The organism is Microvirga sp. RSM25, assembly GCF_044784385.1.
Lineage (GTDB): Bacteria > Pseudomonadota > Alphaproteobacteria > Rhizobiales > Beijerinckiaceae > Microvirga > Microvirga tunisiensis.
Genome location: NZ_CP173039.1, coordinates 4,600,508 through 4,614,182 on the forward strand (window position 1 = coordinate 4,600,508; position 13,675 = coordinate 4,614,182).

Here is a 13,675-nt window from a genome sequence, read left to right on the forward strand (position 1 = left end):
GTGATCACGGCCTGCGGTCCCGATCGTAACGGGGTTGATCCTGTTGAGGCGGCGCCTCGCGGGCCGCCTTGTCGTAGGCCGTCACGATGCGGCGCACGAGATCGTGGCGCACCACGTCCGCCTCCTTGAACGTGACGCGGGCGATGCCTTCGACTCCATTCAAGATGCGCACGGCCTCGACAAGCCCCGACTTCTGGCCCGGCGGCAGGTCGATCTGTGTCGGGTCGCCGGTGATGATCATCCGCGAGCCCTCGCCGAGACGGGTCAGAAACATCTTCATCTGCATCGACGTGGTGTTCTGCGCCTCGTCGAGCAGCACCAGGGCATTGGTGAGCGTGCGTCCGCGCATGAAGGCGAGCGGCGCGATCTCGATCATGCCGGTCTGCAGGCCGCGGTCCACGTGCCGGGCCTCCATGAAATCGTAGAGCGCGTCGTAGATCGGGCGCAGGTAAGGATCGACCTTCTCGCGCATGTCGCCAGGCAGGAAGCCGAGGCGCTCGCCTGCCTCTACGGCCGGACGGGTGATGATCAGGCGGTCCACCTGTCCCGCTTCGAGCAGCGAGACCGCATAGCCCACCGCGAGCCAGGTCTTGCCGGTGCCGGCAGGACCTTCGGCGAAGACGAGTTCGTTCGTTTTAAACGCCTTGATATAGGTGTTCTGCGATGCATTGCGGGCGCGAACCGGCCCGCGCCTCCGGGTGGAGATCTGGTCGAAGGAGGTCAGTCCCGGAACGGGCTGCTCCTCGGCGGCCGGGAAGAGGCTGCCCTGCAGCGTGCTTTCCTCGATTGCGCCGTCCACATCGCCAGGGCCAAGCGCTCCGCCTTCGCGGGCGCGCTCGTAGAGCCCCTCCAGAACCCGGCGTGCCATCTCGGAGGCCTCGGGCGTGCCTTTGACGGTGACCCGGTTGCCGTTGGCAATGGCCGTCACATTCAGGCGCCGCTCCAGATGGGCGAGGTTCTGGTCGTATTGTCCGAAAACCAGACTGGCGAGACGGTTGTCGTCGAAGGTGAGGATGATCTCGGCCTCTTCGACGACGCCGGGATGCAAGCTGTTGGCGTTCCGTCCCTTTTGTGCTCGTGCGGTCACATTGTCCGCTGGGCTCAAATGCCTCTCCTCTGAATATGCGCCGCAGGCCGTGCGGCCAACGGATATGGGGTCTCATCGGATAAGGAACTAGGCCGCGGCTTGACTGCCGGGCTCAGATACTTCTCCGAACAGGCTGTTGGAGCCAGCCTGCATGATCCGCACCGTCACGATCTCGCCGATCTGGTGGCGGTCGCTCTGAAACTGCACCGGCTGCAGATAGGGCGACTTGCCTGCCATCTGGCCCGGATGACGACCCGGCTTCTCCAAGAGAACGTCGAGGGTCTGGCCCACGGTTCCGTGATTGAAGGCCTGGCGCTGCATTTCCAGCAGATTTTGCAGCCGGCCTAAGCGCTCGGCCTTCACGGCCTCGGACACTTGCGCCTCGATCTCCGCCGCCGGCGTGCCCGGGCGGGGGCTGTATTTGAATGAGAAGGAGCTGGCAAAGCCCACATCGGCCACGAGCCGCATAGTCTCCTCGAACTCCGCATCCGTCTCGCCGGGGAAGCCGACGATGAAGTCGGAGGAGAGCGCGAGATTGGGCTGAGCACCTCGGATGCGCTCGATCAGGCGGCGGTATTCGTCACCCGTGTGTTTGCGGTTCATGGCGTCGAGGATGCGGTCGGAGCCGGACTGCACCGGCAGATGCAGGTAGGGCATCACCGCGGGCAGATCGCGATGGGCTGCGATCAGCTCGTCGTCCATGTCACGGGGATGGCTCGTGGTGTAGCGCAGCCGTGCAATGCCAGGCACTTCCGCCAGACGATGAAGCAGGCGGCCGAGCGACCAGACGGAGCCGTCCGGCCCCTCGCCGTGATAGGCGTTCACGTTCTGCCCGATCAGAGTCAGCTCGCGCACGCCCGCATCGGCGAGGCGCAGGGCCTCGTCAAGGATCTTAGGCACAGGGCGCGAGACTTCCGCGCCGCGGGTATAGGGCACCACGCAGAAGGTGCAGAACTTGTCGCAGCCTTCCTGGATAGTGAGGAACGCCGACACGCCACGGCTCTGGGTCTTGGCCTTGCTCGGCGCAGGCAGGTGATCGAACTTGTCCTCGATCGGGAATTCCGTGTCGACGATGCGATCAGTGCGCGACTTCTTCAGCAGCGCCGGCAGGTTGTGATAGTTCTGCGGGCCGACCACCACGTCGACGGCGGGCGCCCGACGCAGGATCTCCTTGCCCTCGGCCTGGGCGACGCAGCCGGCCACCACGACCTTCGTCTCCTGGCCGTTGACCTCGCGCTCCTTCTTCAATTCGCGCACGCGGCCGAGCTCGGAATAGACCTTCTCGGCGGCCTTCTCGCGGATGTGGCAGGTGTTGAGGATGACGAGATCCGCCTCCTCCATCGCCTTGGTTTCGCTGTAGCCCTCAGCCGCCAGCATGTCCGCCATGCGCTCGGCATCGTAGACGTTCATCTGGCAGCCATAGGATTTGACGAAGACTTTTTTCACGAGGTCGGCCTGTTCTGCTTGCAATCGGGCGGGCGAAGATGGAGGCCCTTTTAAGCCTTTTTATGCGTGCAAGAGAATAGCGGCTGTTTGGCTCTAGGATTGAGGCTGTTTTTATTCGGGTGCCATTCCCGGCCGGAGCGTAGCGGACGGGAAGGGAACCAGAGCATTGAGCCCGGTCGTGGAACCTCTTCCCGGTCCTGCGGACCGCCGGGGACGACAGCAGGCGCTTACTCCCGAAAAGCCCCCTCCACGGGCGCCGACAGTTCCGCATCGGCGGCAAGGATTTCGGCGACGACCTTCGCGAAAGCCGGACGCGCGCTGAGCCTCGCATACCAGGAGGCCAGGGCCTCACGCCCTTTCAGGGACGGGCCGCCGAGGCGGCGGGTCCAGAACACGGGCATGAAGACGGAAATATCGGCGGCCGAGAAGGCGCCGCAGAGATAGTCCTTGCCCTGGAGCGAGCGATCGAGCTCGTCGAAGTGGCCGGCGAGAACCGGCTCGGCCTCCTTGGCCTTCTCTTCCTTCTCATGCCACCGCTCCAGATCGTCCGGCTTCGGTTCGGTCCGATGCATCAGGAAGCGCAGCGAGGCCAGCATGACCTCGTCGCCAAACACATCGAAGAGCCGGCATCGTGCCCGCTCCATCGGGGATTTCGGATAAAGCGCCGGGTCGGGATGGGCATCTTCCAGGTATTCGAAGATCACGGTCGAATCGTAGAGGGACAGGCCTCCGTCGATGAGGACCGGGACCTGTCCCTTGGGATTGATGGCCAGCACGTCCGGGTTCCTGGGGCTGTAGCCCTTCGTCTGGGTGAACGGCACCAGGACCTGCTCGAAGGCGAGCCCCTTCTCATGAAGCGCGATCTCGACCTTGCGGGAGAAGAGGCTCACAGGACCGGTATAGAGCTTCATCGGGGGGCCTTTCTGGACATCATCGGCTGAAAGCGGGCGGCAGGTGATCCTGCCAGGATTCGGCATTCAAGCCTTCCACATCGGCCCGCGACAACCCGATATCGGCGAGCGCCCGGTCGTCCATCCGGTACAGGGCCTTGGAGCTCCTGCGCTCGTCGAGCCAGGCCTCGTAGCTGAGCAGGAGCTGCAGCAGGATGCTCTTATGCTCGCGGCGGGTGGTATGAAGCCCAAGATTTACTGCGGCATGTCCGATCGCCATGACGGTTCTCCTTCAATGGCGTTTCATTGAAGATAAATGTGCTCCTGTGGTAGGTTGCAAGCAAATGAGAAGTTCTTGCGTGACGCCCAAGGAAAGCTTGGGCAAAAGACCCTGGATCCACCATGTCCCGTCGACGCCTTCCGCCCCTGAATTCCCTGCGTGCCTTCGAGGCGGCGGCCCGCCACCTGAGTTTCGAGAAGGCGGGCGACGAGATCGCCGTCACGGCGAGTGCCGTGGGCCAGCAGGTGAAATCGCTCGAAGCTTGGCTCGGGCGTCCTCTCTTCGTGCGCCAGCCGAGCCGCGGCGTGGTGCTGACGCCGCTGGGCGAGCATTATGCCGCCTCCCTGTCCGACATCCTCGATCGGCTCGACGGCGCGACCGCGCAGGCCCTGCGGTCCGACCGCTCCAACGTGATCACGGTGAGTTCCATGCCGAGCTTCGCCGCGGGCTGGCTCATTCCCCGGCTGGGCTCCCTCAAGGAGCAGCATCCCGATCTGGAGGTGCGGGTTTCCGTCGACACGCGGCTGGCGGATTTCGCCCGCGAGGACGTGGACGTGGCGATCCGCTTCGGCCGGGGGAATTATCCGGGATTGAGGACCGATCTGCTGATGGAGGAATTCTTCTTTGCCGTCTGCAGCGCGTCCCTGCTGGGCAATCCCTCGCGTCCCATGAACGAGCCGGCGGATCTGCGCCATCACACCCTGCTGCACGAGAGCGTGGAGAGCATTCCCGACTACACCACCTGGGAGCGCTGGCTCGCGGCTCTCGGCGTCACGGGCGTCGACACCTCCCGCGGCCCGCGCTTCACCCATACCTATCTCTGTCTCCAGGCCGCCGCCTCAGGCCAGGGCGTGGCGCTCGCGACCAATGTGCTGATCGGCGATTACCTGCAGGCGGGCCGCCTCGTTCAGCCGTTTCCGCAGCAGGTGAAGGGGTCGTATCAGTATTATGTGGTCTGCCCGGAAGCCACCGCCGACCGGCCGGCCCTTGCGGCCTTCCGGGGCTGGCTTCTGGAGGAGGCGAGGGTGCACGCCGCCGAGGCGGCGCGGCAGCAACTCGCATGAGCGCTCCGACGTTGTTCCCGGCCGGAGCATCGGTGGAAGGGAAAGAAATCCATCAGCGTTGAGCGTGCAAGTGGATCCCCTTCCGGCCCTTTGGGCCGCCGGGGATGACAAGCCTCACGCCGCCTTCAGCGCGCGGCGCACCTCTGCCTCGGCCGAAGCAGTGGCCTGTTTGCGGTTGCCGTTGAAGGGGATCGGCTCGCCCCAGGTCACGACGACGTCGAGCGGCACGCCTCGGATGAACATTTTCAGGTGGGGCCCGAGATCCATATCGCCGTACCAGGCGATGAACGGGCGATCGCGCCGGGTCACGGGCAGGCCGTTGCGGCGGATGTAGGAGACGGCGAGGGGCTGTAGATAAACCCGCTCGACGCTGTCATGCATAAGGGCGGTCTGGGCCGCGCCCACGAGCGAGGAGCGGAAGGGCAGGAGGCGGTTGCCGTCGCTGGTGGTGCCTTCCGCAAACAGCACGATCGCCTCGCCCTTCACCAGCCGGTGGGCGAGCGCGTCGTTCACCTCCGCCGTGGCCTTGCGGCGCTGGCGGTCGATGAAGACCGTGCGCTGGAGCTTTGCGAACAGGCCGACCACCGGCCAGCCTTCCACCTCCGATTTGGCGATGAAGGAGAGCGGATGCAGCGAGCCGATGACCGGGATGTCGAGCCAGGAGACGTGGTTCGACAAGACGATGGTCGGCGCGTCCGTCGGCGGCGTACCCTGCTCGATCACGCGCACGTTGAAGATTGCCAGGAGCGCCTTGTGAAACCACATCGGCACCACATGCAGCATCGACGACCAGTTGAGGCGCAGCGCCAGCATCTGCAGCGGCACGAGCACGAGGCTGCACAGGCCGAGCAGCAGGAGCCGGAAGACGACGCCGATTCTTGTCACACGTCGTCCTTGTCCAGCGGCACCGCGTAGAGCTCGAGCCGGTGATAGACGACCTTGTAGCCGAGCCGCTTGGCGATCTCGTTCTGGAGCGCCTCGATTTCCTCCGACCGGAACTCGATCACGTCGCCCGTCTCGAGATTGATGAGATGGTCGTGGTGTTCCCGCGCCGCCTGTTCGTAGCGCGAGCGCCCGTCGCGGAAATCGAGCCGCTCCAGAATGCCCTCGGTTTCGAACAGCTTCACCGTGCGATAGACGGTCGAGAGCGAGATGCGGTCGTCCACCTCGGCCGCGCGGCGGTGCAACTCCACCACGTCGGGGTGATCCTCGGCGGAATCGAGAACTCGCGCGATGATCCGGCGCTGGCCTGTCATGCGCAGGCCCTTGTCGCGGCAGGCGCGCTCGATGGCGTCCGACCGGCGCGGTTTTGCGGATGTGCTGTTCCGAAGTGCCAAGGCTTAATCGACTCCTTGCCGAGGCTTATAAGCGAGGGAAGCGAAGCGGGCTATAGGTCCAAAGCCATGGTGAGCGCCGCAGCCTTGGTCCCATCGGCCTTCTGATAATATCCCTCCCGCCGTCCGATGTCCCGGAAACGCAGGCGGCGGTAGAGGGCGATGGCTGGCGCATTGCCCTCCTCGACCTCCAGATGCACCCGGCTCACGCCGCGGCGGGAGAGGGCGTCGAGATGATGGAGGAGCAGCGGGCGGGCATGGCCCTTGCCCCGCGCCTCCAAGGCGATCGCGACCGTGATGATTTCCGCCTCGTCGAGCACGATCCGCGACAGAGTGAAACCCGCCGGCTTGGTGGCACGCCCGAGAAAGAGCCCATCGGCCACGACGCCTCTCTCACTGAGCAGGCGCTCGAAATCGAGCGTGCTCCAGGCCCGCGCGAAGGCGGAGGCATGGATGGCCGCCAGACGGGCGGCGGCCTCGGTGCCGACGGCCTCGATGCGCGGAGCCGGCGGGTGGATGAAGCGAGTGAGAATGCTCATTGCGAGAATTCTCATTGCCTCGCGATTCGGGCCCCGTCCTGCGGCTTGGCATCGGGCTCGCGCAGGTAAAGCGGCTTCGGCAGTGCCTGGTTCGGATCGGCAAGGGCCCCCAGCCTGGCCACCCAGGCGATCTCGGGAAAGCCTGAGACGTCGCTAATATGGGCCTCGACCCCTTGCGCGCGCGCCTCCGCGGCCAGCATGGCCGAGGCCGATCCGGCGATGAGGATCGGACCGGAGCCGAGAAGCCGGATGGCATCGCGGTAGGTCATGAGACCCGGCGGAATGATGGTGCGCCCGCCAGGCGCGATGGCCTGGATGTAGATATGGCCGTGCTTGGCATCGATGGCGGCGGTGAAGAGGCCACGCCTGTCGCCCACCATGAGCGGTGCCAGGAAGGCGGAGAGCGTCGCTACGCCCACGACCGGGATCCCGGCTGCCAGACCAATGCCGCGGGCGGCACTGATGCCGACCCTCAGGCCCGTATAGCTGCCGGGCCCGATGGTGACGGCAACCCGATCCAGGCTCTCGAAGCCGCCTTCGACCCGCGCGGAGAGCCGGTCGAGGAGCGGCATCAGGGCCTCGGCATGGCCGCGGTCCATGGGAATGGTCTCGGCGGCCAGCGCCACGGGCTCTCCGGCTTCAACGATGGAGGCCGAGCAGGCGCCGAGGGCGGTATCGATGGCAAGGACGCGCAACGTTCGTCTCCGTCAGGTCTGCAGAATCCTTTAGAGCATGAAGCGGACCGGAGGAAACCCGGTTTCACGCTTCTGTGGTTCGGGCCGGAGAGTTTCAGCTTGAGCAGGCAGGAAGGCCGGTGCCATGATCGGCCCATGACCACATCCGACCCTTTTTCCCCCGAACCCAAGCCCTGGACCGTGAAAACCTCACGGGACGTGATTCGCGACCGTTGGGTCAAGCTTCGCGCCGACGACTGCCTGACCGCCGAGGGTGTGGAGGTGGCACCCTATTACGTGCTCGAGTATCCCGATTGGGTTCACGTGGTGGCACTCGACGACGAGGACCACATCATCCTGGTCGAGCAATACCGCCATGCCTTCCGGGGCATATCCCTCGAAGTGCCGGCAGGGGCGATCGACCAGGAGGATCCATCTCCGCTCGCAGCGGCCGCCCGCGAGCTCGAGGAGGAAACGGGATATGTTGCGGAGCACTGGCGCTATTTCGGCAAGCATTCGCCGAACCCCGCGACCCACACGAATTTCTGCCATACCGTGCTGGCGCAAGGGGTGCGCCTGACCGGCAAGAAGCTGAACGACCCGACCGAGCAGATCAAGGTGGTGCGGGTGCCGGTTCAGGACGTCATTCGGCTTGCTGCCAATGGCACCATTACGAATGCGATGCAGATCGCCTCCCTGGCCATTGCCCTGAGCGCCATCGGCAAGTGGCACCTGTGAACCTCATTCGATCCGGCAGAACTCCTCGAAGGCGAAGCGCGGTTGGCGCCGATGGAGCTTTTCGGGGATGCCGTAGCCGAGATTGATCAGGAAGTTCGACTTCAACTTGCCGCCCGGAAGGAACGTCTCGTCGACGCCGTTGAGGTCGAAGCCGCCCATGGGTCCGCAATCGAGCCCGAGCGCACGGGCGGCCATGATGAGATAGGCCCCCTGGAGGCAGGAGCCCTGGAAGCCCGTCCTCTCGATGGCCTCGGGCTTGCCGGCGAACCAGCTGCGCGCATCGGGGCTGTTCGGCGCGAGGAAGGAGAGCTTTTCATAGAACTCCGTGTCGTAGGCGACGATCACCGTCGCCGGCGCGCTCATGGTCTGGCGCACATTGCCTTCGTCGAGATGGGGCTTGAGCCTCTGCTTGGCCTCCGCAGACACCACGAAGACAAAGCGGCCCGGTGAGGAATTGGCACTCGTCGGACCCAGCCTGGCGAGATCGGCGACAGCGCGCAGGGTCGTCTCCGGGATCGGGCGGTCCTCCCACCAGCGATGGGTGCGGGCTTCGCGAAAAAGCTGGTCCAGGGCGGCATCGGGCAGGGCGGGCAACGGACGGTCTCCAAACGAAAAGCGCGGCTGACAAAGCCGCGCTTCGATAGCTGAATTCCTAAGGTCTGATCAAACGGCCTGTTAGACCGCCTGCACCTCGCGCACGTCCGGCAGGAAGTGCCGCAGCAGGTTCTGGATGCCGTGGCGCAGGGTGGCGGTCGAGGACGGGCAGCCCGAGCAGGCGCCCTTCATGACCAGATAGACGGTGCCATCCTTGAAGCCCCGGAAGGTGATGTCGCCGCCGTCGCCGGCCACCGCCGGGCGGATGCGGGTTTCGAGCAGTTCCTTGATGGTCTCGACCGTGGCGGCGTCCTGCTCGTCGAAGAACTCCTCGCCATCCTCTTCTGCCGCGCCATAGCCGTTGGCGAAGACCGGCGCGCCGGTCATGAAGTGCTCCATGATCGCGCCGAGGATGGCCGGCTTCAGATGCTGCCATTCGCCGTCCGCCTTCGTCACGGTGACGAAGTCGTAGCCGAAGAACACGGCCGCGACGCCCGGAACGGCGAAGAGCCGCTGGGCGAGAGGGGAGACTTCGCCAGCTTCAGGAGTCTTCGCCTCGAACGTGCCTTCCGGCATCACGACACGGCCGGGCAGGAATTTCAGGGTGGCAGGATTGGGAGTCGCTTCGGTCTGGATAAACATGGCTTCTTTCGTCCTCTGCGCCGGTTCAAGGCCGGCCGAGTGGGGTGTTAGAATCGTTCTAACAGGTTCCAGGCTCAATGTGGAATGGAACAAGGTGGATTCCAAGGGGAGAATATATGCCGGTATGGCATCCCGGGGCTGCACGGCGGACCCCGGAATGACAACCTTTTAGCCGGCCAGCGCGTCGATTTCCTCATCCGTGAGGCTGCCCGGCACGATGACGATGGGAATCGGAAAGGAGGCGGCGGCGCGGCCGGCAAGGGTCGACACCAGCGGACCTGGGCCTTCCTTGGCACTGCCCGCGGCGAGCACCAGGAAGGAGATGTCCTCGTCCTCATGGATGAGCTTCATGATCTCGTCGGCCCGGTTGCCGACGCGGATCACCTGCTCGGGCTCGACGCCTGCGGCATTGCGCGCCTCACGGGCGGCGGCGTCGAGCTGCTTCTGGGCTTCCTCGCTCGCCTCCTCGATCATGGCTTCGCCGACGCCGAGCCATTCGAAATTGTCGGGCGGGTCCACGACCGCGAGCATGAGCAGGCTCGCGCCGGTGCGAACCGTTCGCCGCGAGGCGAAGTGAACCGCCCGGGCGCATTCCGGAGGTCTTGTCGACCACCACCATGAATTTCGGACGGTGGCCCGATTCGTAGGATCGGCGCTTGCCGCTCACAGCACGCTCTCCTGCATGATGCTTGATGCTGCCCTGCCATAACGGCAAGAGCAAGCCGGAGCCTCAGCGCGAACGCACGAAACCGACGATGTCCTTGACCGCATCCATGGTCACGGACGCGAGGGCACGGGCCCGTGCCGAGCCGTCGGCCAGGACGGCATCGATATGGCCCGGATCGGCCATCAGGCGGCGCATCTCGTCGGCGACGGGCGAGAGCTTCGTCACCGCGACATCCACGAGAGCGGCCTTGAAGCCCGAGAACTGCGCGCCGCCATGCTGGCGCAGCACTTCTTCCGGCGTGGTGTCCATGAGGGCCGCATAGATCGCCACGAGGTTCTCGGCCTCGGGGCGGGCTTTCAGGCCGTCCACCTCGCTCGGCAGGGGCTCGGGATCCGTCTTCGCCTTGCGCACCTTCTGGGCGATGGTGTCGGCGTCGTCCGTCAGGTTGATGCGCGAGTAATCGGACGGGTCCGATTTCGACATCTTCTTCGAGCCGTCGCGCAGCGACATGACGCGGGTCGCAGGACCCTGGATCATCGGCTCGGTCAGCGGGAAGAAGGCATCGCCGAAGCCCTGGGCGGCAATCGATTCGGCCCAGTCGTTGTTGAATTTCTGAGCGATGTCGCGGGTCAGCTCCAGATGCTGCTTCTGGTCCTCGCCCACCGGCACATGAGTGGCGCGGTAGACCAGGATGTCGGCCGCCATCAGGTTCGGATAGGCGTAGAGGCCGACGGAGGCGTTTTCCCGGTCCTTGCCGGCCTTGTCCTTGAACTGGGTCATCCGGTTGAGCCAGCCGAGACGGGCGACGCAGTTGAACACCCAGGCGAGCTCCGCGTGCTGAGGCACCTGGGACTGATTGAAGACGATGTGGCGCTCAGGGTTGATGCCGGCGGCCAGGAACGCGGCCGTCACCTCGCGGATCTGGCGGATGAGGTCGGTCGGATTCTGCGGCATGGTGATCGCGTGCATGTCCACGACGCAATAGATGCAGTCGTAGTTCTCCTGCATGGCGACGAATCGCTTGATGGCGCCGAGATAATTCCCGAGATGGAGATTGCCGGTGGGCTGAACGCCCGAGAACACCAGCTCCTTGAACTGCGCCATCGTCTTGAACTCCCGCAGGGGTGCATGCGCGGTTTAAGGCTGAACCGCCGACCGCCCCAGATTGTCTTGATCACCGCATTGTTCCGCAGCGAACCGGAGGCCGCTTGGCTCGACAATGCTCCATTGAGGCGCGGGTTATGACAGGGCGGCGCTACGATGCAAGGGTCCTCACGATTTTTTCATGAGAGCGGCCCAATCGTCGCGGGTCACGGCGCCGGTGGCCCAGGCCGCGAGCGCATAAAGTGCAAGGCCCCCGAGGCAGAGAGTGGTGAGGGAAAGTACTCCCGCCTGTGGGAAAAGGCGGCCTGCACCGGCGAGACCCAGGCTCATTGCGAGAACCGCCACGGCGATCCGGGCCATCCGCGCCATCAGCGTCCGGTCCGCTGACCAAAGGCCGAATCGACGAAGGCCGGAGACCACGGCGACCGCGTGGCCGAGGCACCCGACGCTGACCCCAAGCGCGATCCCCGTCGGGCCGAGCGGCCAAGCCAGGGCCACGGAGGCGGCGACGGTCAGGGCCAGGCCAAGGATCGCCGCTGCCAGCGCCGCTCTCAAGGAACCACGGGCGAAAAGGGTCTGGCTCAGCACCTTGGCGGCCGTCGCGAAGGGAAGGCCCACGCTCAAGGCCATGAGAACGAGAGTCGTGCCCTCCGCGTCAGAAGACTGGAACGCGCCGCGCTCGAACAGCACGCTGCTCATCGGACGGGCGAGAATGAACAGAGCGGCGCTGGCCGGCAAGGCGAGCAGCAGCGCCACTTCCAGCGCCCGGTTCTGCGCCGCCACGATGGCCCGCGTCTCTCCCGCCTGATGCCGGCGGGCGAGTTCAGGCAGGAGCAGGCTCGAGCCGAGAGCGGCCATCAGCCCGAGCGGCAGCTGCATCACCCGCTCGGCATAGTAAAGCCAGGAGACGCCGGAGGGCCAGAACGAGGCGATCTGGGTTGCGGCCAGCATGAAGAGCTGCATGGCGCCGCTCGCCACGAGCACGGGAAAACCGGCGAGGAGAAGACTTTTCAGGAGCGGGGACCAGCGAGGTCTTCGGAAACGGACGAGCCGGATTTTGCCGCTTCGCAAGGCTGCGGCCACGAGGGCGAGCTGGATCAGACCGGCAAGGCTCGACGCCGCCGCGAGCCATGCGGCCTTCTGCACGAGCGGCAAGGAAAGACCGGCTTCCATCACGACGAGTGCCAGAATCAGCCCGCCATTGACGGCGAGCGGCGCAAGCGCCGTCGCGCCGAAGCGCCCGCGCATGTTCAGGATCGCGGCGCCGATGGAGGCGAGCGTGATGCACGGCACGATGGGAAAGGACAGGCGGGTATAGAGCGCGACCAGCGCCAGCGTCTCGCCATCGTCGTGCAGCCCCGGGACGAGGATGAAAGCCAGAAGTCCTGCCCCGATCTCGACGAGACCCGTCAGCCCAAGCAGCGCCAGCCCGAAGACGCTCAGCACATCGCCGGCCGTGGCTGCCGCATCGTCAGGCTCCAGGCGGCTGAGGGCCGGAATCAAAGCCGGATTGAGCCCGCCTTCGCCGACGATGCGGCGCACCAGGTTGGGCAGGCGGAAGGCGGCGAGAAATGCATCCGCCACGGGGCCCGCCCCCAGCGCCTGCGCGAACAATACGTCCCGGACGAAGCCGAGAACGCGCGAGGCCATCGAGCCGAGGCCGACCAGAAGCGAGGAGCGGATGAGCGACATTCCCTTCGGGGCTTAACCGGTCCCGAAGGGAATGTCTAAGGAATGACTTGCACTGACGTTTCCACTGTCATTTCGGGGCGGCCATAGGCCGAGCCCGGAATCCATAACCGCTGATGGTGCGGAAAGAGACCCAACGCTGCTCGCCCCTTCCTGAGACGTCGTGTTTATGGATCCCGGGCTCCGCTTCGCGGCCCCCGGGGTGACAGTGAGGAGTCAGCCCCTTGCCCGTGCAATCGCCTCGCGCTTCTGCTCCAGGCTCATGCCGCCGATATAGGCCTCCGTCCCGATCAGGAAGGACGGAGTTGCAACGAGTCCGAGATCGTTTCCGGTGGCAAACGCGTCCTTCATCCAACCGGTGGTCTGATCGCTGTTGGCCATCTCGGTCATGCGCTGGCGGTCGCCACCGAGCCGTTCGGCCTCGGCCAGTGCCCGTTCGCCATCGACCGTGCCGCGCATGTTGAACAGCGCAAGATGCAGGGGCAGATAGCGTTCGGGGCCATAGAGCTGCAGATAGGCCAGGGCCGCGCGCGTCGCGGCGACGGATTGCGGGCTGAGCACGGCGAAATTCACCAGCACATAAGAGAGATCGGGCTCCGCCTTCAGCAGATCGGGCAGGCCTTGAGCCGAGCGTTTACACCAGGGGCAGTTGTAATCGAAATACTCCACCATGATCACGTCGCCATGCTTGTGGCCGATGCGCACGATGGAGGGCAGGTTCAGGGTGTTCTCGATCAGCTCCACCGGGATCATCTGCGACTCCGGCGCGGATTGCGCAAAGGCGGGAGCTTTCGTGCCGGACAGGGCGAGACCAGCGAGAAGAACGCGGCGGGACAGGATCATGAACGGAACTCTCGTAAGGAGAGACCCTCGTGCCGGTCGATGATGGCGATGGCAAGGCCAAGGTTCTTTTTCTCGCAGACTCGT

Annotated in this window: 15 protein-coding genes and 1 pseudogene; 2 read left to right on the forward strand and 14 right to left on the reverse strand. The window is 65.2% G+C overall.

Annotated elements, in window-relative coordinates:
* Positions 1-4 precede the first annotated feature (4 nt).
* From ACD578_RS21865 to ACD578_RS21880, 4 genes are all read right to left on the reverse strand, one after another.
* Positions 5-1,105, reverse strand: coding sequence for a PhoH family protein (locus ACD578_RS21865; RefSeq protein ID WP_404288458.1), 1,101 nt, complete (start codon positions 1,103-1,105; stop codon positions 5-7).
* 69 nt (positions 1,106-1,174) lie between these two features.
* Positions 1,175-2,533, reverse strand: a complete 1,359-nt coding sequence (miaB, locus tag ACD578_RS21870; protein ID WP_404288460.1) for a tRNA (N6-isopentenyl adenosine(37)-C2)-methylthiotransferase MiaB — start codon at positions 2,531-2,533, stop codon at positions 1,175-1,177.
* A 227-nt stretch (positions 2,534-2,760) separates the two neighbouring features.
* Positions 2,761-3,444, reverse strand: a complete 684-nt coding sequence (locus ACD578_RS21875; RefSeq protein ID WP_404288462.1) for a glutathione S-transferase family protein — start codon at positions 3,442-3,444, stop codon at positions 2,761-2,763.
* A 19-nt stretch (positions 3,445-3,463) separates the two neighbouring features.
* The gene (locus ACD578_RS21880; RefSeq protein ID WP_404288463.1) at positions 3,464-3,703 is read right to left on the reverse strand and encodes a DUF1127 domain-containing protein; all 240 of its coding nucleotides are present in this window, start codon (positions 3,701-3,703) and stop codon (positions 3,464-3,466) included.
* A 122-nt stretch (positions 3,704-3,825) separates the two neighbouring features.
* Between ACD578_RS21880 and ACD578_RS21885 the strand changes: the two genes are divergently transcribed.
* Entirely contained in the window at positions 3,826-4,767 is a 942-nt protein-coding gene (locus ACD578_RS21885; RefSeq protein WP_404288464.1) for a transcriptional regulator GcvA, read from the forward strand.
* 114 nt (positions 4,768-4,881) lie between these two features.
* Here ACD578_RS21885 and ACD578_RS21890 read toward each other — a convergent pair whose 3' ends face one another.
* The 4 genes from ACD578_RS21890 to tsaB are packed head-to-tail and all read right to left on the reverse strand — an operon-like array spanning position 4,882 to position 7,335.
* Entirely contained in the window at positions 4,882-5,652 is a 771-nt protein-coding gene (locus ACD578_RS21890; protein WP_404288465.1) for a lysophospholipid acyltransferase family protein, read from the reverse strand.
* Positions 5,649-6,104, reverse strand: a complete 456-nt coding sequence (locus ACD578_RS21895; RefSeq protein ID WP_152715693.1) for a Fur family transcriptional regulator — start codon at positions 6,102-6,104, stop codon at positions 5,649-5,651. The genes ACD578_RS21890 and ACD578_RS21895 overlap by 4 nt, the downstream gene beginning before the upstream one ends.
* Before the next feature lie 50 nt (positions 6,105-6,154).
* Entirely contained in the window at positions 6,155-6,640 is a 486-nt protein-coding gene (locus tag ACD578_RS21900) for a GNAT family N-acetyltransferase (RefSeq protein WP_404288467.1), read from the reverse strand.
* Positions 6,641-6,651: 11 nt separating this feature from the next.
* Positions 6,652-7,335 carry a tRNA (adenosine(37)-N6)-threonylcarbamoyltransferase complex dimerization subunit type 1 TsaB gene (gene tsaB / locus ACD578_RS21905; protein WP_404288469.1) on the reverse strand — a complete coding sequence of 228 codons (684 nt, stop codon included), beginning with the start codon at positions 7,333-7,335 and terminating at the stop codon, positions 6,652-6,654.
* A gap of 135 nt (positions 7,336-7,470) precedes the next feature.
* Here tsaB and ACD578_RS21910 point away from each other — a divergent pair, with 135 nt between their 5' ends.
* Positions 7,471-8,052: an NUDIX hydrolase gene (locus ACD578_RS21910; protein ID WP_404288471.1), complete on the forward strand. Its 582-nt coding sequence runs from the start codon at positions 7,471-7,473 to the stop codon at positions 8,050-8,052.
* A gap of 3 nt (positions 8,053-8,055) precedes the next feature.
* Here ACD578_RS21910 and ACD578_RS21915 read toward each other — a convergent pair whose 3' ends face one another.
* The 6 genes and pseudogenes from ACD578_RS21915 to ACD578_RS21940 form a co-directional block, all read right to left on the reverse strand.
* Positions 8,056-8,646: a malonic semialdehyde reductase gene (locus ACD578_RS21915; protein WP_404288473.1), complete on the reverse strand. Its 591-nt coding sequence runs from the start codon at positions 8,644-8,646 to the stop codon at positions 8,056-8,058.
* Between the two features lie 81 nt (positions 8,647-8,727).
* On the reverse strand, positions 8,728-9,288 hold the full coding sequence (locus ACD578_RS21920; protein WP_404288475.1) for a NifU family protein: 561 nt from the start codon (positions 9,286-9,288) through the stop codon (positions 8,728-8,730).
* Between the two features lie 168 nt (positions 9,289-9,456).
* A pseudogene (locus ACD578_RS21925) lies at positions 9,457-9,955 on the reverse strand (universal stress protein).
* A 63-nt stretch (positions 9,956-10,018) separates the two neighbouring features.
* On the reverse strand, positions 10,019-11,059 hold the full coding sequence (gene trpS, locus ACD578_RS21930) for a tryptophan--tRNA ligase (RefSeq protein WP_404288477.1): 1,041 nt from the start codon (positions 11,057-11,059) through the stop codon (positions 10,019-10,021).
* A gap of 168 nt (positions 11,060-11,227) precedes the next feature.
* Entirely contained in the window at positions 11,228-12,751 is a 1,524-nt protein-coding gene (gene murJ / locus ACD578_RS21935; protein ID WP_404288479.1) for a murein biosynthesis integral membrane protein MurJ, read from the reverse strand.
* A 213-nt stretch (positions 12,752-12,964) separates the two neighbouring features.
* Positions 12,965-13,591, reverse strand: coding sequence for a thioredoxin domain-containing protein (locus tag ACD578_RS21940; protein ID WP_404288481.1), 627 nt, complete (start codon positions 13,589-13,591; stop codon positions 12,965-12,967).
* Positions 13,592-13,675: the final 84 nt, after the last annotated feature.